At 50.2% G+C, this 19,227-nt stretch carries 16 protein-coding genes; 14 read left to right on the top strand and 2 right to left on the bottom strand.

Going from position 1 to position 19,227, the window contains the following annotated elements; genetic code table 11:
- Window positions 1-272 precede the first annotated feature (272 nt).
- From QZP87_RS02505 to QZP87_RS02450, 12 genes are all read left to right on the top strand, one after another.
- Entirely contained in the window at window positions 273-1,496 is a 1,224-nt protein-coding gene (locus QZP87_RS02505) for a M20 family metallo-hydrolase (protein ID WP_291321342.1), read from the top strand.
- A 75-nt stretch (window positions 1,497-1,571) separates the two neighbouring features.
- Window positions 1,572-3,449: a tRNA uridine-5-carboxymethylaminomethyl(34) synthesis enzyme MnmG gene (mnmG, locus tag QZP87_RS02500; RefSeq protein ID WP_291321341.1), complete on the top strand. Its 1,878-nt coding sequence runs from the start codon at window positions 1,572-1,574 to the stop codon at window positions 3,447-3,449.
- A 38-nt stretch (window positions 3,450-3,487) separates the two neighbouring features.
- On the top strand, window positions 3,488-4,558 hold the full coding sequence (locus tag QZP87_RS02495) for a hypothetical protein (RefSeq protein WP_291321340.1): 1,071 nt from the start codon (window positions 3,488-3,490) through the stop codon (window positions 4,556-4,558).
- Window positions 4,559-4,884: 326 nt separating this feature from the next.
- The gene (locus tag QZP87_RS02490; protein ID WP_291321339.1) at window positions 4,885-5,697 is read left to right on the top strand and encodes a hemolysin family protein; all 813 of its coding nucleotides are present in this window, start codon (window positions 4,885-4,887) and stop codon (window positions 5,695-5,697) included.
- A complete protein-coding gene (lnt, locus tag QZP87_RS02485) occupies window positions 5,694-7,256 on the top strand; it encodes an apolipoprotein N-acyltransferase (RefSeq protein ID WP_291321338.1) in 1,563 nt (520 codons plus the stop codon). The genes QZP87_RS02490 and lnt overlap by 4 nt, the downstream gene beginning before the upstream one ends.
- 243 nt (window positions 7,257-7,499) lie before the next feature.
- A protein-coding gene (gene prfB, locus QZP87_RS02480; RefSeq protein ID WP_291321337.1) for a peptide chain release factor 2 occupies window positions 7,500-8,604 on the top strand; the annotation gives its coding sequence in 2 pieces (ribosomal slippage) (window positions 7,500-7,574 and window positions 7,576-8,604; 1,104 coding nt in all).
- Window positions 8,597-9,454 carry a GGDEF domain-containing protein gene (locus QZP87_RS02475; RefSeq protein ID WP_291321336.1) on the top strand — a complete coding sequence of 286 codons (858 nt, stop codon included), beginning with the start codon at window positions 8,597-8,599 and terminating at the stop codon, window positions 9,452-9,454. Before prfB ends, QZP87_RS02475 begins: the two co-directional genes overlap by 8 nt.
- A 229-nt stretch (window positions 9,455-9,683) precedes the next feature.
- Window positions 9,684-10,502, top strand: a complete 819-nt coding sequence (locus QZP87_RS02470) for a MinD/ParA family protein (protein WP_291321335.1) — start codon at window positions 9,684-9,686, stop codon at window positions 10,500-10,502.
- Window positions 10,503-11,203: 701 nt separating this feature from the next.
- Complete coding sequence (locus QZP87_RS02465; RefSeq protein ID WP_291321334.1) at window positions 11,204-11,479, top strand: HU family DNA-binding protein; 276 nt, start codon at window positions 11,204-11,206, stop codon at window positions 11,477-11,479.
- 96 nt (window positions 11,480-11,575) lie between these two features.
- Complete coding sequence (gene dapF, locus QZP87_RS02460) at window positions 11,576-12,436, top strand: diaminopimelate epimerase (RefSeq protein ID WP_291321333.1); 861 nt, start codon at window positions 11,576-11,578, stop codon at window positions 12,434-12,436.
- A 468-nt stretch (window positions 12,437-12,904) separates the two neighbouring features.
- Window positions 12,905-13,783, top strand: coding sequence for a 4-hydroxy-tetrahydrodipicolinate synthase (dapA, locus tag QZP87_RS02455; RefSeq protein WP_291321332.1), 879 nt, complete (start codon window positions 12,905-12,907; stop codon window positions 13,781-13,783).
- 10 nt (window positions 13,784-13,793) lie between these two features.
- Window positions 13,794-14,816, top strand: coding sequence for an alpha-hydroxy-acid oxidizing protein (locus QZP87_RS02450; protein WP_291321331.1), 1,023 nt, complete (start codon window positions 13,794-13,796; stop codon window positions 14,814-14,816).
- Between the two features lie 101 nt (window positions 14,817-14,917).
- Here QZP87_RS02450 and pyrR read toward each other — a convergent pair whose 3' ends face one another.
- Entirely contained in the window at window positions 14,918-15,466 is a 549-nt protein-coding gene (pyrR, locus tag QZP87_RS02445) for a bifunctional pyr operon transcriptional regulator/uracil phosphoribosyltransferase PyrR (protein ID WP_291321330.1), read from the bottom strand.
- A 332-nt stretch (window positions 15,467-15,798) separates the two neighbouring features.
- Between pyrR and QZP87_RS02440 the strand changes: the two genes are divergently transcribed.
- The gene (locus QZP87_RS02440; RefSeq protein WP_291321329.1) at window positions 15,799-18,327 is read left to right on the top strand and encodes a heavy metal translocating P-type ATPase; all 2,529 of its coding nucleotides are present in this window, start codon (window positions 15,799-15,801) and stop codon (window positions 18,325-18,327) included.
- A 165-nt stretch (window positions 18,328-18,492) separates the two neighbouring features.
- Window positions 18,493-18,747 carry an RNA-binding protein gene (locus tag QZP87_RS02435; RefSeq protein ID WP_008868844.1) on the top strand — a complete coding sequence of 85 codons (255 nt, stop codon included), beginning with the start codon at window positions 18,493-18,495 and terminating at the stop codon, window positions 18,745-18,747.
- 114 nt (window positions 18,748-18,861) lie between these two features.
- On the opposite strand, the gene QZP87_RS02430 is transcribed toward QZP87_RS02435, so the two are convergent.
- Window positions 18,862-19,074, bottom strand: a complete 213-nt coding sequence (locus QZP87_RS02430) for a hypothetical protein (RefSeq protein ID WP_291321328.1) — start codon at window positions 19,072-19,074, stop codon at window positions 18,862-18,864.
- Window positions 19,075-19,227 lie beyond the last annotated feature (153 nt).

Here is a 19,227-nt window from a genome sequence, read left to right as displayed (position 1 = left end):
CCGTGAAACAGTCCCTTGGGACTCCCCAAAGGGGGTTTCACTGGGACGGATTTCACTGGGTGTGATCTGCCTGCCCCGTAAAATTTCTTCCCATTTTACTGGGGTGGGCCAAAAACTCTTTACTTATCTGGGTTGCGGGCAAAGCCCGCTTCAGAAATAAGTTGCCAGCAAGTTATTTATGCTAAGCGACAGAACTGTTACGTAAATTTTTAATTATTATGCCGGATGCAGACAGAGTGCATCCGGCACCAAGGCTCATACCCGGTCAAGCTATGCGAAAACTCATACAGCTCCTGGAAAAACAGTCAGATGCAGTCGTGGATCTGCAGTCAAAACTGGTGTCAATCCCTGCCCTCGGTCCCTCCAATGCAGGCAGCGGGGAACAGGCAAAGGCCGAATTCATGCACAAGTATCTCAATGATTGCGGTTTCCAGGAAATCATCCACATCAATGCCCCGGATGAGCGTGTAGAGTGTGGGTACAGGCCCAACCTGGCAACCTGGATCCAGGGACAGGATTCCAGCAGAACACTATGGATAATCAGTCACCTGGATATTGTTCCTCCAGGGGACCCTGCTCTCTGGCAAAGCGATCCCTACACTCTGGTTGTGGATGGAGATACCATTATCGGGCGTGGAGTGGAGGATAATCACCAGAGCATCGTATCTTCCGTCATGGCGGCCAGAGCTTTCATGGAGCTGGGCATCCAGCCACAGATCAACCTGGGGCTTATTATGGTTTCCGACGAAGAAACCGGTAACGATTATGGTCTGCCTTATGTCCTCGACACCCGCAAGGACCTTTTTAAAAAAGACGACCTTTTCCTGGTTCCGGATTTCGGCACCAGTGATTCCACCATGATGGAAGTGGCTGAAAAAAGCATGCTGTGGCTCAAAATTTCTGTTCAGGGCAGGCAGTGCCATGCCTCAACTCCCGTCAAGGGCATCAATTCCCTGGTGGCTAGTTCAGCCTTTATCCTGAAGCTGGATGAACTGCACATGTTGTTTCCTCGTGAAAACGATCTATTCAGTCCGCCGGGGTCCACTTTCTGTCCCACCAAGAAAGAAGCCAACGTACCCAATATCAACACAATCCCGGGAATGGATGTCTTTTACCTTGATTGCCGTATTCTTTCTGACTATGCTATTACAGACATCATCGACCGGGCCAGGGAGCTTGGCACAGTGATTGAACAAAATTACGGCGTTCATATCCATTACGAAGTGGTTTATCAGCAGCAAGCCGCCCCGCATACGGATCCTTCCAGCCCGGTGGTGCGCAGCCTGGGCAGGGCCATTGAAAAGATTTACGGGGTGCACCCCAGGCCCCAGGGGGTAGGCGGGGGAACTGTGGCGGCCTTTCTACGGCACAGAGGATACAGTGCCGTAGTCTGGGCCACGCTGGAAGGCACGGCGCATCAGCCCAACGAGCGCTCCAGCATTCGCAACACCCTCAAGGACGCTCAGGTCATGGCAATGATGGCTATAAATCCTTGAAATGATTCAAATCTTTGCTGGCACTCCAGCGACACTTTGTGTTAATTATTGCCTCGGCCACCGGGGACAGGCATAATGATTAAAGAATTCCCCGAATCACTGGACCTGATCATAGTCGGGGCCGGCCATGCCGGTTGTGAAGCCGCCCATGCCGCTTCCCGTCTGGGCCTTAAAACCCTTGTCCTCACCAGCAACATCGATCGCATCGGTCACCTATCCTGCAATCCCGCCGTTGGAGGCCTGGCCAAGGGCCACATGGTCAGGGAGATTGACGCCCTGGGAGGAATCATGGGCGTTTGGGCTGATGCTTCAGGCATACAGTTCAGAAGACTCAATACCCGTAAGGGCCCGGCTGTGCGCTCTACCCGCGCCCAGGTGGATCGGGACCGTTATCTGTATCATGCCCGGAGTACAATCTTTTCCCTTGAGAATCTCTACATTCTGGAATCCTTTGTCAGGGACCTGCTGACAAGTGAAGGAAGAATTTATGGAGTCCGCACTGCCTTTGGGGAGGAAATAAGGAGTTCTGCCGTCCTGCTTACCACCGGGACTTTTCTGCAAGGTCTTATCCACGTAGGCCCTGACAGCTGTTCCGGAGGAAGACTAGGAGATCCCGCTTCCACAGAACTTTCCCTGAGCCTTGGCAGCCTGGGGCTGAAGCTTGGAAGACTTAAAACCGGAACAGTTCCCAGACTTTTAAAAGAAAGTATTGATTTCTCAAAAATGCAGGAGCAGCGAGGTGATGATCCGTTGCCTTTTTTCAGTTTCCAGCGCAAACCCAGCCCTTTGAAGCAGCTGCCCTGTCATATTACCTACACCAGCAGCAGCACCCACCAATGCATCAATGCCAATCTTGAGCGCTCCCCCCTGTTTCAGGGTCAAATAATTGGAACCGGGGCCAGATACTGCCCATCCATTGAAGACAAGGTGGCCAGGTTTCCAGAAAAGGAGAGGCACCAGATCTTTGTGGAACCCGAAGGGCTGGAGAGCCATGAGGTTTACCCCAACGGCATCTCCACCAGCCTTCCCCTGGATGTGCAGAAAAAAGTGCTCAAAACCATTCCTGGTCTGGAACAGGCTATCATCGTCCGTCCGGGCTATGCCATAGAATATGACTACATCTATCCCACCCAGTTGAAAACGGATTTGGAAACCAAGGCTGTGTCAGGACTTTATTGCGCAGGGCAGATAAACGGGACTTCAGGCTACGAAGAGGCTGCGGCCCAGGGTCTGTGGGCAGCCCTGAATATCTTCGCCCGCAAGTCCGGACGAGATTTTCTTCTCAAAAGAGATGAAGCCTATATGGCAGTGCTGGTGGATGATCTGGTAACCAGGGGCACTGAGGAACCATATCGTATGTTTACTTCCAGGGCGGAATACAGGTTGCTCTTGAGGGAAGACAATGCCGATGCAAGGCTCACTCCTCTGGGCAGGGAAATCGGCCTGGTGGGTGATGAACACTGGAAAACCTTTCAATATAAACAGAAAAGTATTAAAAACCTGAAAGATGCTCTGCAATCCGTTGTTATCCGACCTGACCGGGCCACCGTCAAAATTTTGGAAGACATAGGGGCCCATCCGCCCAAAAGATCGGCATCTCTGGCGGAGCTTTTGAAACAGCCCCAAATGAACATCCAGGACCTTCAGCCTTTGTGGTCCGGGCTTGAGGGTTATGACCAGGTTGTTCTGGAGCAGGTGCAGACGGACATCAAGTTTGAGGGTTATATCATTCGTCAGCGCGAAATGGCTCAGCGCACCCGGGATCTGGAAAACACCAGGCTTCCCCGGGACCTGGATTACAGCCAGATACCGGGCCTTTCTAGAGAAGCTGTGGAGAAGCTGTCCTCCATTCGTCCGGGAACCCTGGGCCAGGCAGGACGAATTTCCGGCATAACTCCTGCAACTCTTTCAGCATTGCAGATCTTTTTAAAAAAGGGTAAAAAAACTATTTGAACTTCCTGTCCCACACCTAAACTTCCAGAGGCAGTACATTGTCCACCTCGTACCATGCTTTTTCAGATGCTTACTTAGGTTTTGCCCAGTTCTGGCCGCAGATTTCCGAGGGGTTTCATCAGACACCCATGCTGGGTACCGGTTTTATTGTTCTGGGCATAGTCCTGGGCCTGGTGCTGCTGTTTGTCCTGGGGTACATTCTGAACAAAAAATTCAGGCAAGGCGGAGAATCTCAAGATATAAGCCCTTTCACCCTGACATCCAGAGAAGATATCATGCAGATACTGGACAGCGCCTGGGGCCAGGGCAGCCGTATGGAACTGTATTTCAGGATTCAGGGACAGCACCTTTCCTGCCTCATTCAGGACCTTACCAAAAACAGCATCACCGTTGAACCCCCACAGCACTTAAAACCCAGGCAAAGCTGGATCAATAGAACGGTAATTGTTTTTTTTTCAATCCGTATAGACAGGAAGAAGAGGCTTTATTATAAGTTTGATTCAAGGATCATCGGTCTGCCTGTTGACAGCAGTGGGCCAATGATTCAACTTGCGGTGCCCGGCGCCCTTAAGCTTGAGCAGAAGAGGATGCACCTGCGCCTGGAACCGCCCCCGGCTTATATCAAATCTTTAAAGGTCTGGCCCGCACTTACAGACAGCCAGGGTGCACTGGCCAAGGATATCATGCACCAGGAACAACCGCTTGCCGAATACGTTCACAGTGGCGGCAAGCCCCAGTTGAGACTAGAAGATCTTTCCGGGGGTGGGATGAGTATAAGTATCTGGAACAAATTGATTACTCCCATAGACGAATTTATAAAAAAGAATCCAACCCTGATTATTTTTTTACAGCTTCGGGATCAACCGGACCCTGATACCTCTTATCAGACATTTTATTTTGTGGGCAGAATCAGGAATTACTTTACTGACCAGCAGGGTTATTACATTCTGGGCATGCAATACGTTTTTTGCGCTCAGTTGGATCCGGATACCGGCAAGATATCCCGGTGGGAACAGGTGGATCAAAGGGAAGGGGTGGAAGAAATGACCAACTGGGTGGTGCAGAAGCATTTGCAGTTTTACCGTGAGAAAGGGGTCAAGGAGCCGTAAGATAAGGCTTACCGGGTGGCCTGGAAGTCGCTGCCGGCAATCTGTTCAGACGTTCAGCACAAATTTTGAAACAACATGCAGTTGGTCACGGGTAACCATTCAGGGAGGCCGGTTCAGGCATCCCCTTGAATGATTACAAAGAACAGTTTCCGGATGTATCTGTTTAGCGCTTTTAAGGAAAGCAGGGGACAGGCAACCCCCGCACTAATTTTTCTGTAATGATCTTCACATACGCTAAAAACAAGTGCGGGGAGAGCCAGTCCCCGTGCCACATGCAAAGCGCTAAACAGATACTTCCGGATTAAACCTATAGCTGGAGGAATGGTTTGGAAGAGGCTTCAGAAAATAAATTATGGAGCATGGTTCGCAGGATATTCGGATCACGTTGCGATGCTTCGCTGGAAGAGGCCATCAGGGAAGCAAGCGAAGAAGGAGAAATCAAGACCGAAGAAGTGAGTATGCTTCTCAGCATCCTTCGCCTGCATGAAAAACAGGCTGTTGAAATTATGGTTCCCAGAACCGACCTGGTATGTGCAGAAGAAAATGACACCCTGAAACAGGTGGCAGAATCCATCATGCAGTCCGGTCACTCCAGGCTCCCGGTGTACCGGGACAACAAAGATCACATGGTGGGCCTGATTCATGCCAAGGACCTTTTGCAGCACTTCTTTCAGGAGGGGGATGTATCTGTAAAGACCATGATGCGTGAGCCTCATTTTATCCCGGAAACCAAAAACGTCAGGCAGATATTAATGGATTTCCGCAGTCAGAATATTCACCTGGGTATTGTTCTGGATGAATATGGCGGTACTTCCGGCATTGTAACCCTGGAAGACGTTCTGGAAGAAATCGTGGGGGAAATAGAAGACGAGTACGACCCTCCACGTCCACAGGAAGTGCAGGTTATGGAAGACGGAAGCTATCATGTTGCCGGCCGTACAACACTGGATGAACTGGCAGAGTATGGAATATCAATTCCCTCTGAACAGGTCGAGACGGTAGGGGGCTATGTAAGTCACCTGGCTGGAAAAGTACCAGAAAAAGGAGAAGAGTTTTCTGATACCCTTTTCAAATATGTAGTTCTTGAGGCAAACACTAAAAACATTCAATGGCTGGAAATCCGTCCTTTAAGCAAATGAACGGGTATAGTATTTTCAGCAGAAGCATTTTCTGGGTCTCGTTTTTACTTTGCCTTCCAGGACTGTTTCTGGCTTTTGCCAATCCTCTAATACAGATCCCATTTTTTATTTTCCTTTATTTCCTTGGGCTGAATGTTATCGCCTTTCATGCAGCCGGCAAAATAGAGGCTTTCAGGTGGGCATTACTGGTATCAGGGACCGCCTATGCTGCTACACTATACTGGATATTGGTTCCGGTCTATTATTACGGACATTTTCCCTTGATACTGGCTGTTTTCTGCCCCCTTCTACTGGGATTTGTGCTGGGGGTTTTCAGCAGTATTTACGTGGTAATGGTTTTCATGCTGCAAAGGCGGTTTTCCTGGTTTGCCATGGGCTTATTCGGAGGAGCTGTTTGGGGCTTTCTCGAATATACAAGAGAGTATGTTTTAACCGGTTTTCCCTGGCTTATAACGGCTCAGGCCTTCAGCATCTGGCCCGGCACCATCCAGGCGGTTTCCATAGTAGGCAGCTACGGCCTGGCAATGGTCCTGGCCTGTGCAGGCATCTGGCTTTACCAGCGAAACAGGTACTCTGTAATCGCAGCCCTGGTTATGATTGCCCTGTTTCTGGGATACGGTTTTTTTCTCCCTGAGGACAATTTTGACGGACCCTCCATAGACATATTAATTATCCAGGGCAATGTGGACCAGGAAATGAAATGGGAAGAAGACAGCCAGGTTAAAACCGTTGAGAAGTATAAATCCCTTACTCTTCAAGGACTCCGGAGACATGATCCGGACCTGGTTGTCTGGCCTGAAACCGCCATGCCTTTTTACCTGCAGGAGCAGAGCCGTCTGAGTTTTATGGTGCTGGATTTTGCCCAGCACCAGGGCATTGATCTCATTACCGGCGCCCCTGCTTACGAAATGCTGGATGACGGCAAAAATTTCAAACTCTACAACAGGGCCTTCTGGATATCCCGGCAGGGTTATATACAGGATCATTACGACAAAGAGCGCCTGGTGCCTTTCGGGGAATACACTCCATGGCCTGACCAGCTTTTTTTTCTGAATCGTCTGGTGGCCGGACCAATGGATTTTTCCCCGGGCAGGGCCACCGCCCCAATGGAACATGAAAACCTTGCCTTGGGGATGCTCATCTGCTATGAAATAATATTTTCCGGGCTGGTCAGGGACAGAGTGCAGCAGGGGGGGAACGTTTTGCTTAATATTTCCAACGACGCCTGGTTCGGCAGAACCTCGGCCCCTGAGCAGCATCTGCATTTAAGCGTACTCAGAGCAGTTGAGCACGGACGCTTTGTGGTCAGGGCTACCAATACCGGTATTTCGGCCTTTATAAACCCAGCAGGCAATGTATACAGAAAAACCCCCTTGTTTCAGGAGGCCATTCTCAAAGACAGTGTAACCCTTCTGGACCGGAAAACCATTTATAATGTCTGGTACTGGCACATCAACTGGTCCATTGTGGCAATAAGCCTTTCGGGGCTTGTTCTGTGTCTGATACGGCCCTTTCGGTCATCATCCGGAAAGCCTTTCATTTTGGACTCCACGGCATGAATCGATACCAGTCAGGGGGATTTATTCCGGCATTCCAGACTTTCTCTGGAATTGTTTTTTGTAACAGTTTAGCCCTTTTTAAAGAAAGCAGGGGACAGGCACCCCCGCACTTATTTTTCTGAAGGATGATTGACAGGTTTTAAAAATAAGTGCGGGGAGAGCCAGTCCCCGTGCCACATGCAAAGCGCTGAATCGATACAAACTCTCAAGCTACAATACAACTACTCAGACATCAACAGTATCATGATACAACTATCCGATCTCAAGACCCGTGCAGACCAGGTTCTGGAACGTTTTTCTTCTTTCTGGAGGCGGCTTTGACCTGGAATCACAGAGGCAAAGACTTCAGGAAATCGAGCATGAACTTTCCAGGCCCGGGGTCTGGGACAACCCGGAAAAACTCACCCCTGTTCTCAAGGAAAAAAGCACTCTCGAAGACAATATAAAACAATATGAAGACCTTGAAAGTCTTCAGGAAGAGGCAAGAGAATGGCTGATTTTTGCTGAAAATGACCCGTCCCAGGATGTTCTGCAGGCTCTTGGGGACAGTCTGGCTGCCCTGAGTCAAAGACTTGAAAAGATCGAGCTGGCCTCCCTGCTGAGCGAAAAAGACGACAAGAATCCGGCAATAGTCTCAATTCACCCCGGGGCAGGAGGTACCGAGGCGCAGGACTGGGTGGAGATGCTTTTGCGCATGTATACTCGCTGGGTGGAAAACAGTGGTTTTAAGCTGGATTATCTGGACTACCTTCCAGGAGATGAGGCAGGCGTCAAAAGCGTAACATTTCAGGTCACTGGAGAGTACGCCTACGGCCTTATGAAAAGCGAAAGGGGAATACATCGACTCATCCGCATCTCCCCCTTTGACGCATCCGGACGCAGACATACCTCATTTGCTTCAGTGGATGTATATCCCCAGGTTTCCGATGATATCAGTATTGAAGTCAAAGAAGAGGACATGCGGGTGGACGTATTCAAAGCCAGCGGTCCCGGAGGGCAGCACGTCAACAAGACCAGTTCGGCAATCCGCATTACACATCTGCCTACAGGCATAGTGGTCCAGTGTCAGAGCGAAAGATCACAGAGACGCAACCGGGAAGCAGCTCTCAAAATCTTAAAAGCCAAGCTGTATGACCAGGAAATGAAAAAACTGGAGGACGAAAGACAGGAAAAGTATGCAGCCAAGGAGAGTATCGCCTGGGGAAGCCAGATCCGGACCTATACCCTCCATTCCTACCGTCTGGTAAAGGATCACCGGAGCAACACCGAAATTTCGGACGTGGACGGTGTACTGGATGGAAATATTGACGCATTGATCCGCAATTATCTTTTGCATAGACATGAATAAAACCGCCTCCAATACCGCTGCCAGTATTATACCTGACCAGGAAAAACTCATGCAGGAACTGTATGAACTGGAAAAGGTTTTGCAAAAATCAGGCAGCCGGAACCCCGGTCAAAAAAAACAGGGGATGGCCCTGGTTCGCATCCTGGAAGATATTGACACTCAGGACCTGCAGAGCATGAATCTGGATTCCCTGATTGATCCTTCCTGGCTTACCCTGCCTTTAAGCAAGGAACAGTTTCCGGCTCTCATGGAACTCTCCAGAAAAATCGAAAACCTGGCCCGGGCCCGGGACAGGGATGCCCTCACAGGCCTGTACAACCGCGGTTTTTTTCAAAGGATACTGGACAGAGAGGTGGAAAGGTCCTTCAGATTCAAACTGCCTTTGACCCTGGCCATGATGGATATTGATGATTTTAAAAAGATTAATGACTCCTATGGTCACCCTTGTGGAGATGCAGTGCTCCGAAATCTGGCTGAAACTTTACAAAACGAAATCAGGGCTAATGATTATGCAGCCCGTATCGGCGGAGAGGAATTTGCACTGATACTGCCCGGCACCGGGAGATACAAGGCCGAACCGCTTTTCTGGCGCATTCTGCAGAAAGTACGCAAGATGAAGGTTTCCTGCCCTCAAAGCCAAGTAGAGGTTGGCTACACCCTGTCCATTGGGGCGGCTACATACAGGGGCAGGACTGCAACTACGGCTGAACGACTTATTGCCGATGTGGACAGGCAGCTTTACCTGGTAAAGGAGCAGGGTAAGGACGCTGTCAGGACTGAAATATTTCAGGACGCAATCAGCTCAGAATCCCTGGTGCAAAAAGATGAAAAAAAATTTTTACTCAAGTAACATCAGCAAAGCGCTCGCAAGGAAAGCAGGCGACTGTGCCGCATTTGCCTGGCTGTATGAGCAGTGTTTCGATATTTTTTCCAGGCCGGTGAGGGGCAGTCCCCTTGAGACTTCTCTTTGCAGCCGATTTGCTGCAAAAAACCCCAGGCCGCCCTCGGCTGGAGTGCATGGTGGTGAAAATAAGTGCTGAATCATCCTAATCAAAATGTTCAAGTAAAGGTTTAAAAAAATGGAGCATAAAAACAGGACCCTCAGCCTGTCCATTGTCAGCGGAAAAGGGGGAGTGGGCAAGACAAACCTTTCTCTTAATATTGCTTATGCCTTGTTTAACGCCGCCCAGAACACCCTTATAGTTGACTGTGACCTGGGCCTGGCCAATCTGGATGTTATGCTGGACATATCACCGGATAAAACCCTGAACGAAATATTGGACGACGATGCTCTGGCCCACGATATTATCTACAAGCTTGAAAACAGCGGACTTGGCCTTATACCGGCTGCTTCCGGGGTTTCAGATCTGCTGGACCTGGACGAAGATCAGCAGATGCAGATTATTCAAAGACTGGAAAGCCTGCTTCAAAAGTACCACTTTCTGATTCTGGATGTGGGGGCTGGAATAAGCCGTACAGTGCGGACTTTTTCCCAGATGACCCACAAGCGGGTGGTGGTAATAACCCCGGAACCTACATCTTTGACAGACGGGTATGCCCTGATAAAAGTGTTGTATACAAGGCAGAAAGTGAAGGATTTTTACATACTGGTCAATATGGTGGAATCAGAAAAAGAGGCCAGACGTGGATTTGAAAGAATCAGAGCCGCCTGCAGTAAGTTTTTGAATCTGGAGGTGAATTACCTCGGTCATGTCAGAAACGACCCCATAGTACTGGATGCAGTTCGCAAACAAAGGCCTGTTATGCAGTTTGCCCCGCGTTCCACAGCATCAAGGGATATTATGCAGGTAGCGGATACATTGATACAGATGCGCGCCGAAGCCAGGCAGTATATCGCCGATACTCCTCCTCTCCAGATGGGGGAGCCTGTTACTTGATTCCACCCTGGAAACGCTATACAATCAACGCAGGCTTTGCCCTTGTTGGTGTTGACGCGCACTGTACCCGCAACCCTGATAAGAAACGAGTTCTTTGCCCACAGATCACACCCGGTGAAATCCGTTGCGCTGAGACTTTGTCTATTTCACCGGGCAAGCAGATTGACACAGATATAATAGATTGAAGAGAGGTATCTGTTTAGCGCTTTTAAAGGAAAGCAGGGGACAGGCACTCCGAGACCCACTTGAGCATCATTTTGTGCTAAAAAGTGTCTCATTTTTGGTAACAGTTTAGCCATTTGCAGGTGGCACGGGGACTGGCTCTCCCAGTCCTTGTTTTATTAAGTCTGTTTTTTTCGTGCTGTCCCCATATCATTTTCAGTTGTAGCAACGTGCCAAGCTAATCTATTGTTTGTGGCTATGGTTAGCAAAAAACATGCCCTGATCAGTGTCAACCTTTTAATTTCGTTTTTCGGTTCTGTACTCTTAAGCCAACAGCAACATGCAAGTAACTCATTGTAATTAATCAATAAAATAAAAATCTGCTACGTTGCCCTCAAAATACGAAATTAAATTGTTTACACATCGTTTTGCTCATAAGGCCAAACATCTGGGAACAGCATGATTATTTTTATGGTATGTTTATGGTATGGGGACACGAGGAAAAAAAAGACGATTCATTTTTAAAAGGAGCTCAACGCATGAATAGAAGCGAATTGATCAAACGTCTGGCTGACGAGAGGGACATTCCCATGGAAGAAGCCACAGAGATTGTTTCAATTTTTTTCGATTCCATGAAGGAAGCACTTCAAAATGGTGACCGGGTGGAAATCAGGGGGTTTGGCAGCTTCAAGATCAAGAAATATGAAGGCTACCAGGGCAGAAACCCTAAAACCGGTGATCCAGTCCAGGTAAGTCCCAAAAGGCTGCCTTTTTTCCGGGCAGGAAAAGAACTCAAGGAGTACTTGAATAATTAGCAGCAATACCCGCCTGAAAGCTGGACGACCTCCTGCTCTGGTATTGCAGGGCTAAACCAACTTAACCTTCTGGCTGTTTTTTTGATGAGCTTCTTCATGAAACCATTATCTTCCAATATGCAGCATTTTTTCAAAATGCAGGGCAGCGGCAATGATTTTATCCTCTGGGATAACACAGCCCTGCAACTCCCCCGGGAATCCATGTCCATCTGGGCCAAGACCCTTTGTCCCAGGGGCTTTGCCATAGGCGCAGACGGTATGATATTCTTGGAACCCTCCGGGTTGCCTGACTTTGACTTTATCTGGCATTTTTTCAATGCTGACGGATCCCGTGCTGAAATGTGCGGCAATGGTTCCAGGTGCGCAGCCAGGCTGGCCTACAGGCTTGGACTGGCAGGAAAAGAACAGGTCTTCGGGACTGATGCAGGTGCAATCAGAGCTCAGGTTAAGGATAAGGGCAAAGTCCGGGTGCAGCTCACCTCTGCAGATAACCTGCAGTTGCACAATCTGCTCAATTTTGTGGAGGATCCCCCGGTCAACGTACACTCTGTTAATACCGGCGTACCGCATGCTGTAGTTATTTGCGACGATGTCCAAAAGGTGAATGTGCTTGGGCTTGGACGTCAGATCCGGATGCACCAAGACTTTTCGCCGGCAGGAACCAATGTAAACTTCATACAGATAAAGGACAGGGGGCATATATTTCTTCGGACTTTTGAGAGGGGAGTCGAGAATGAGACTTTTGCCTGCGGCACTGGTGCAGCTGCCTCGGTGGTAGTTGCCGCAGCCCTGGGATTATGCGCCGATTCGGTGCAGGTAATAACCTCAGGCAAAGAACTGCTTAATATTGAGCTACAGGATGACAGCATTTTTTTAACCGGTAAAGCTGATTTCATTTACCAGGGAATGGTTTTTCTGGATACCTTCGGGTTGGATGTTCCCAAAAGCAAGAGCTGAATTCAGTGACTTACTCCTGAAACCCTGACTGCCCTGATAAACAACGCTGAAAGCGTTCCTGCGGAGCAGGGTTTATCCGGGGGTCAGAAAAAACAAGAAAAATTTGAGCTATGGCCGGGGTTCAGCGCATGGCAGTGGGACTGTCCCAATTGGGATAAGAGTAACAGTTTAGCCATTTGCATGTGGCATGGGGACTGGCTCTCCCCGCACTTATTTTTGTGAAGGATGATTGAGAGGTTTTAAAAATAAGTGCGGGGAGAGCCAGTCCCCGGAGGTCAATCAATAAGTTTCGCTGTAGTGTTAACAATTAACTGATAACAATTTCTTGTTTTTTATGACAGGATTTCAGGAGTAAGTCACTGTTACGGATAAGAGCACTTCTTTATTTTGGGTTGCGGGCACAGCCTGCGTTAGTTTCGCTGTAGTGTTAACCCGCAAGTTAAATCATATAATTCAAAGGAGGCTGTTATGCTATACCGCGGCGCTTATACTGCCCTGGTAACTCCATTTAAAAACAATCAGCTGGATGAAGAGGCTTATCGCAATCTCATCGAGTGGCAGCTGGAGCAGGGTATAGATGGTGTAGTCCCTTGCGGCACCACCGGAGAGTCCGCTACTCTCTCCCATGAAGAGCACAAGCGTACCATCAGCGTATGCGTGGACCAGGTCAAGGGGAGGGTGCCTGTAATAGCCGGCGCAGGCTCCAACTGCACCAGCGAAGCCGTTGATCTTACCAGGTATGCCAAGGAAGCAGGTGCTGATGCGGCCCTGCTCATCACTCCCTATTACAACAAACCCACTCCTGACGGACTTCTGGCGCACTTCAAGACCATAGCCAGGGAAGTACCCATACCGTTTTTTATCTACAACGTACCTGGCAGGACCGGCCTGAACGTACTGCCGGATACCGTGGCCAGGATTTTCAGGGAAGTACCTGAAGCCGTGGGTATCAAAGAAGCCACCGGCAATCTGACCCAGGTCTCTTCAGTTATCGAGGAATGCGGGCCGGATTTTACTGTTCTTTCCGGGGAGGATTCCATCGTGCTGCCCCTTATGGCTGTGGGTGGACATGGAGTAATATCTGTCAGTTCCAACATCGTCCCCAATATGATGCACTCTCTGTGCAAGGCATATATGGACAACGATCAGGAAAAAGCCAAAAAGCTGCACCTTGAAATGGCTCCCCTTTGCCGGGCCATGTTTTTCGAGACAAATCCCATACCCGTAAAGACTTCCCTGGCCCTCATGAAAAAAATCGAGCTGGAACTAAGGCTGCCCCTGGTACCCATGCAGGAAAAAAACCAGGCCAGACTCAAGGAAGTCCTGCAGAACAAAAAACTGATTTAAGGAAGGCTTTATGAACTGGAATGACATCACCAAAGAGGCCAAGGAAAAACTGAAGGGATACTGCCGGGTCTGCCCGGTGTGCGACGGCCGCATGTGTGCCGGTGAAGTGCCCGGAATGGGCGGAATGGGCACAGGCGAAGCGTTCAAGGTAAATCTTAAAGCACTGGCCCGCTACCGGCTGAGAATGCGCGCGGTACACGGAGTAAAAAAACCGGACACAGGCATCAGGCTGTGGGGCAGGGATTTCAAGACTCCCATTATGGCCGCTCCCATGACCGGAACCACTTACAATATGGGCGGACAGATCACCGAACAGGAGTTTATCGATCATATAATTTCCGGAAGCATTGATTCCGGAAGCATCGGCTTTTCCGGGGACGGAGCAGACCCGGCCATGTTCGACAGCGGAGTCCAGGCCATAAAAAACAACCAGGGGCAGGGCATACCCATCATCAAGCCCAGGGCCCAGGAAGAGATAGTAAAACGCATCAGAAGCGCAGAAGAGGCCGGGGCCATGGCTGTTGGAGTGGATATTGACGGAGCAGGCTTAGTGACCATGGCCCTCAAGGGCCAGGCAGTGGGACCCAAGGACAAGCACGAGATAAAAGAGCTGGTTCAGTCCACTGATCTTCCCTTTGTACTCAAGGGAATCATGACCATTGACGATGCCCTGGACGCTCTGGAAGCAGGGGTTTCAACCATAGTGGTCTCCAATCACGGGGGAAGGGTCCTGGATCATACCCCTGGGGCCGCAGAAGTTCTGCCGGAAATATCCGAAATGGTCAGAGGACGCATGACGATTATTGCTGACGGCGGTGTACGTTCGGGATCGGATGTAATAAAGCTTCTGGCCCTGGGCGCGGATGCCGTACTTGTAGGAAGGCCGCTTATCACCGGAGCGTTTGGAGGAGGAAAGGAAGGGGTGTCTTTCGTTTTAAACAAGTACACGCAGGAACTTTTCCAGGCCATGCTTCTCACCGGTGTACCGGATGTGGAAAAAGTATGCCCCGGGATTCTGGACCACCGGGATTAAGTCGCTTTACAAAACATCTGCAAAGAAATCATGGAACCAGGAAGGGCAAAAAGCTGGAAATGCCCTTCCTGGCAACCTGATTTTTTTCAAATCATTGCGCTTCACTCTAATTCATTTTCAGCCTCCTGCAGCATCACTCTGTCATCGCCGTCTCTTTCCCGAAGCACAACATCCACTTGTTCCTTTCTGGAGGTGTTCACTTTTTTGCCCACAAAGTCCGCATGGATGGGCAATTCCCGGTGGCCGCGGTCAATGAGCACCAGAAGCTTGATGCACCCGGGACGTCCGAAATCCAGAAGGGCATCCAGAGCGCTTCTAATGGTCCGTCCAGTGTACAGCACATCGTCCACTAGTATCAGGGTTTTTCCGTCCACGGAAAAAGGTATTTTTGTACTGTTTATTACCGGGGTTGAAGTCATTTTTGTCCAGTCATCCCGGTAAAGATTTATATCTAACTTGCCCAGTCTTATTTCCTGTCCGGTCTTTTCTTCAAGCATTTTCTGCATCCTGGCGGCCAGATCCACTCCCCTGCGCTGAATTCCAATGAGCGCCGGGGTTTCAGTGTCGGCTGTCTGTTCCCACACCTGGGAAGCAAGCCTCTCCAGAGTTTTCTGCATCTGCTTGGCGTTTAGAATTACTCGTGATGCCATTCAGCCCCCCTATCAATATTCTTGCAGGGAAATCATTTAGCTGGTAAAGATACCTGTTCCCGCAAGTTGCTACCTCTAAACTCTTACCTTGTACAGCTTCGGTTCGACGAGGCGTATCTGTTTAGCGCTGTTAAGGAAAGCAGGGGACAGGCACCCCCGCACTTATTTTTAAACCTCTCAATTATCCTTCACAAAAATCAGTGCGGGGAGAGCCAGTCCCCATGCCACATGCAAATCGCTAAACAGATACGACGATACCATGTCTGCCGGACATGCTTCGGCCTTTGGAAAAAACAAATTGAAATATATCTGCATTCTTGATCGGGGTAAAGATGTCTGAAGACAAAAAAACTTTCGGGCTGGACAAGCCTCCGGAGTCTTTGAAAGAAAACTCCGGCAAAAATAACCCTCCGGTTATCCTGAAAATCACCGGCATGTCCTGTGCCTCCTGCGTACGCCGAGTAGAAAAGGCCCTTACAGATATTGAAGGGGTAAGAACCGCTGAAGTCAACCTTTCCACAGAAAAGGCCACTGTCTTCCTTGAAGACCGGGTTTCTCTTGCAGAGTTGACAGAGGCCGTGGAAAGTATCGGTTTTGGTGCTCATCCCGTGGACCAGCACCAGGCGGTTCTGGATATTGAGGGCATGACCTGTGCCTCCTGCGTGCGCCGGGTGGAAAAGGCCCTGTCTGATGTTCCCGGAGTGCTGCAGGCAGAAGTTAATTTTGCCTCTGAGCGTGCACTGATCACATATACCGGAGGTCCGGAAACACTTGCTTCCCTTCAGAAAGCAGTGGAAGAAAGCGGTTACAAGGTGGTCCATGCCGGCACAGAACAGAAAGAAAGCGAGGACAGGGAACGTGAGGTCCGGGAAAAACAGATGAAACGCCTGGTCAGGGATGTTGTTTCCGGGGCGGCGGTAACCACTGTTGTCCTTATAGGCAGTATTCCCCATATGATGCCCATGTGGTCGGACTGGGTGCCCGCTTTCTTAAGCAATGTATATGTTCTCCTGATTCTCTCCACATATGTGCAGTTTGTTGCCGGGTGGCGTTTTTACCAGGGCGCATATGGGGCATTGCGGCATCTGACCGCGGATATGAACGTCCTGGTGGCCATGGGCACCACCTCGGCCTGGCTTTACAGCGCAGCCATGACCCTTTTTCCGGGCTTTCTAACCAACCTGGGTTTTCCTTATCAGCTTTATTACGACGTAGCCACGGTAATCACCACTCTTATTCTTGTGGGCCGGCTCATGGAGGCCCGGGCCAAGGGACGCACTTCCGAAGCCATCCGCCGGCTCATGGGTATGCAGGCCCGCAGCGCCAGGGTGAGACGAAAGGGTGAAGACCTTGAAATACCAGTGGATGAAGTGCTTGTGGGGGATGTGGTCCTGGTTCGCCCCGGAGAAAGGATTCCTGTGGACGGTGAGATAACTTCCGGTTCCTCCACTGTGGACGAGTCCATGCTCACCGGGGAAAGCATGCCTGTGACCAAGAAGCCCGGCCATGAAGTCATAGGCGGAACCATAAACAAGGTGGGAAGCTTTCAGTTCAGGGCTACAAAGATCGGCCGGGATACTGCTCTGGCCAGGATAATCCAGCTGGTGGAACAGGCCCAGGGATCCAAGGCCCCTATTCAGAAGATGGTGGACCAAATAGCGGCATACTTTGTGCCCGCAGTTCTAAGTGTAGCACTTCTGAGCTTTGTTTTCTGGTCCATTTACGGGCCTGAACCGCAGTTGACCTTTGCCCTGACCACCTTTATCGCTGTGCTTATAATAGCCTGCCCCTGCGCCCTGGGTCTGGCCACTCCCACGGCCATAATGGTGGGTATGGGCAGAGGTGCTGAAAACGGCATTCTCATCAAGAACGCCGAGACATTGCAGCTTACGCACAAGCTGCAGACAGTGGTCCTGGACAAAACCGGCACACTTACCCGTGGTGAGCCCCAGGTCATGGACCTGTTGCCGGAACAGGGCACTGAAGCCCATGATCTTCTGCGCCTGGCGGCATCCGTTGAACAGGGATCTGAACACCCCTTAGGAGAGGCTGTTGTGCGTCATGCAAGGGAACAGGGCCTGAACCTGGGTTCTGCAGAATCCTTTGACGCTGTTCCAGGGCAGGGGATAAAGGCCTTTATGGAGGGCACAGAGATCCTTGCCGGCAATCTTCGCCTTATGCAGCAGTTCAAGGTTTCTACCGGCCCCTGGGAGGAAAGGGCCATGGAACTGGCCCACGAAGGCAAGACTCCCATGTACGTGGCCAGGGACGGAAAAATGGCCGGGATGATCGCCGTGGCCGATCCCCTGAAGGATACATCCAGGGAAGCGGTACAGGACATGCGCAAAATGGGCCTGGAAGTGATCATGCTCACCGGGGACAATCAAGCCACAGCCCGGGCCATAGGGCGGCAGCTGGACATTGACCGGGTCTTTGCCGAGGTCCTTCCTCAGGACAAGGCTGATTATGTGACCAGTCTGCAGCAGGAAGGCAGACGCGTGGCGATGGTCGGAGACGGCATCAACGATGCCCCGGCCCTGGCCAGTGCCGACGTGGGCATAGCCATTGGCACTGGCACGGACGTGGCCATGGAAACAGCGGACGTAACCCTCATAAGCGGCGACCTGCGCGGTGTGCCCACGGCCATCTCCCTTTCCAGGGCAACTACCAGGACAATCCGCCAGAATCTTTTCTGGGCCTTTATCTACAATATTGTCCTGATACCCGTTGCTGCCGGCGTATTGTATCCCTTTTACGGAATCATACTCAATCCCATGCTGGCCGGAGCGGCCATGGCCGTAAGTTCCGTATCGGTGGTAACCAACAGTCTGAGACTGCGCTCCTTTAAGCCCCGGAAGTAAACGAAAATATTTCTCTAAGAGTTTTTTTTCAAAAAAAACTTGCTTTCGAAAAATGCCTGGAATATAGAGGGAGCAGTGTCTTTCACCGGTTTTTGTGGGCGGGTCGGATCGTTTGCGGCCTGGACCGGTGATTTCCCTGTTTTACTTTTTCAGGAGCGTTATCTTATGACCAATCTTTATGTGGGCAACCTGCCCTGGAGCACTACTGAGGCCCAACTCCGCGATCTTTTTGCTGAATATGGAGAGGTAAGCTCGGCAAAGATCATTGAGGACCGCGAAACCGGCCGTTCCCGCGGCTTTGGATTTGTGGAAATGGAAAACGGTGCTGACGAGGCCATTGAAAGTCTCAACGGGACTGATTTCGGTGGCCGCAACATCAAGGTCAATGTGGCCAAGCCCAAACGAGAAGCTCGCTTTTAAATCCAATTTTTGCAATAAGATTCAAAAAAAACCATCCCGGTACATCCGGGATGGTTTTTTTAATACGTCCTCAACAGGCTTCCGAAAAGGCACAGATAGATAGCAGGATCGGGTTTAAAGACTCTTCATGCAGCTTCTTATCTGCAGTTCCTTGAGGATCACCTCCTCGTAGTTAATGCGCGGCCCTGGGGACTTATAGGCTTCTTCATCGAAAAATTTGTCAAGGAACTGACTTTCCTCCCAGAAATCCAGGAGTTCCTCGTCGCCCAGAATTTTTACCTGCTCTTCCAGAGGATAATTGTCAGGATTGCGTAAAAAATAGGCCATTATTTGATGAAACCTCCTATACTAAGGTTTAAAGGCTGGAAGACATTACAGCGAAACCTTTCAAACTATGCGGTGCCTCCATCGGTGGCAGGCACCACCAGCACTTTTTAGTTTATAGTATCTGTTCAGCGCTTTGCATGCGGCACGGTGATA

Source organism: Desulfonatronospira sp. (assembly GCA_003563255.1).
Classification (GTDB): domain Bacteria; phylum Desulfobacterota; class Desulfovibrionia; order Desulfovibrionales; family Desulfonatronovibrionaceae; genus Desulfonatronospira.
This window is presented reverse-complemented; position numbering and strand designations above follow the sequence as displayed.

Coding starts and splice junctions, on each gene's coding strand:
- pyrR (WP_291321330.1), bottom strand. CDS start 15,466: ATGGCATCACGAGTAATTCTAAACGCCAAGCAGATGCAGAAAACTCTG.
- QZP87_RS02505 (WP_291321342.1), top strand. CDS start 273: ATGCGAAAACTCATACAGCTCCTGGAAAAACAGTCAGATGCAGTCGTG.
- lnt (WP_291321338.1), top strand. CDS start 5,694: ATGAACGGGTATAGTATTTTCAGCAGAAGCATTTTCTGGGTCTCGTTT.
- QZP87_RS02470 (WP_291321335.1), top strand. CDS start 9,684: ATGGAGCATAAAAACAGGACCCTCAGCCTGTCCATTGTCAGCGGAAAA.
- dapA (WP_291321332.1), top strand. CDS start 12,905: ATGCTATACCGCGGCGCTTATACTGCCCTGGTAACTCCATTTAAAAAC.
- QZP87_RS02465 (WP_291321334.1), top strand. CDS start 11,204: ATGAATAGAAGCGAATTGATCAAACGTCTGGCTGACGAGAGGGACATT.
- dapF (WP_291321333.1), top strand. CDS start 11,576: ATGAAACCATTATCTTCCAATATGCAGCATTTTTTCAAAATGCAGGGC.
- QZP87_RS02475 (WP_291321336.1), top strand. CDS start 8,597: ATGAATAAAACCGCCTCCAATACCGCTGCCAGTATTATACCTGACCAG.
- QZP87_RS02430 (WP_291321328.1), bottom strand. CDS start 19,074: ATGGCCTATTTTTTACGCAATCCTGACAATTATCCTCTGGAAGAGCAG.
- mnmG (WP_291321341.1), top strand. CDS start 1,572: ATGATTAAAGAATTCCCCGAATCACTGGACCTGATCATAGTCGGGGCC.
- QZP87_RS02440 (WP_291321329.1), top strand. CDS start 15,799: ATGTCTGAAGACAAAAAAACTTTCGGGCTGGACAAGCCTCCGGAGTCT.
- QZP87_RS02435 (WP_008868844.1), top strand. CDS start 18,493: ATGACCAATCTTTATGTGGGCAACCTGCCCTGGAGCACTACTGAGGCC.
- QZP87_RS02450 (WP_291321331.1), top strand. CDS start 13,794: ATGAACTGGAATGACATCACCAAAGAGGCCAAGGAAAAACTGAAGGGA.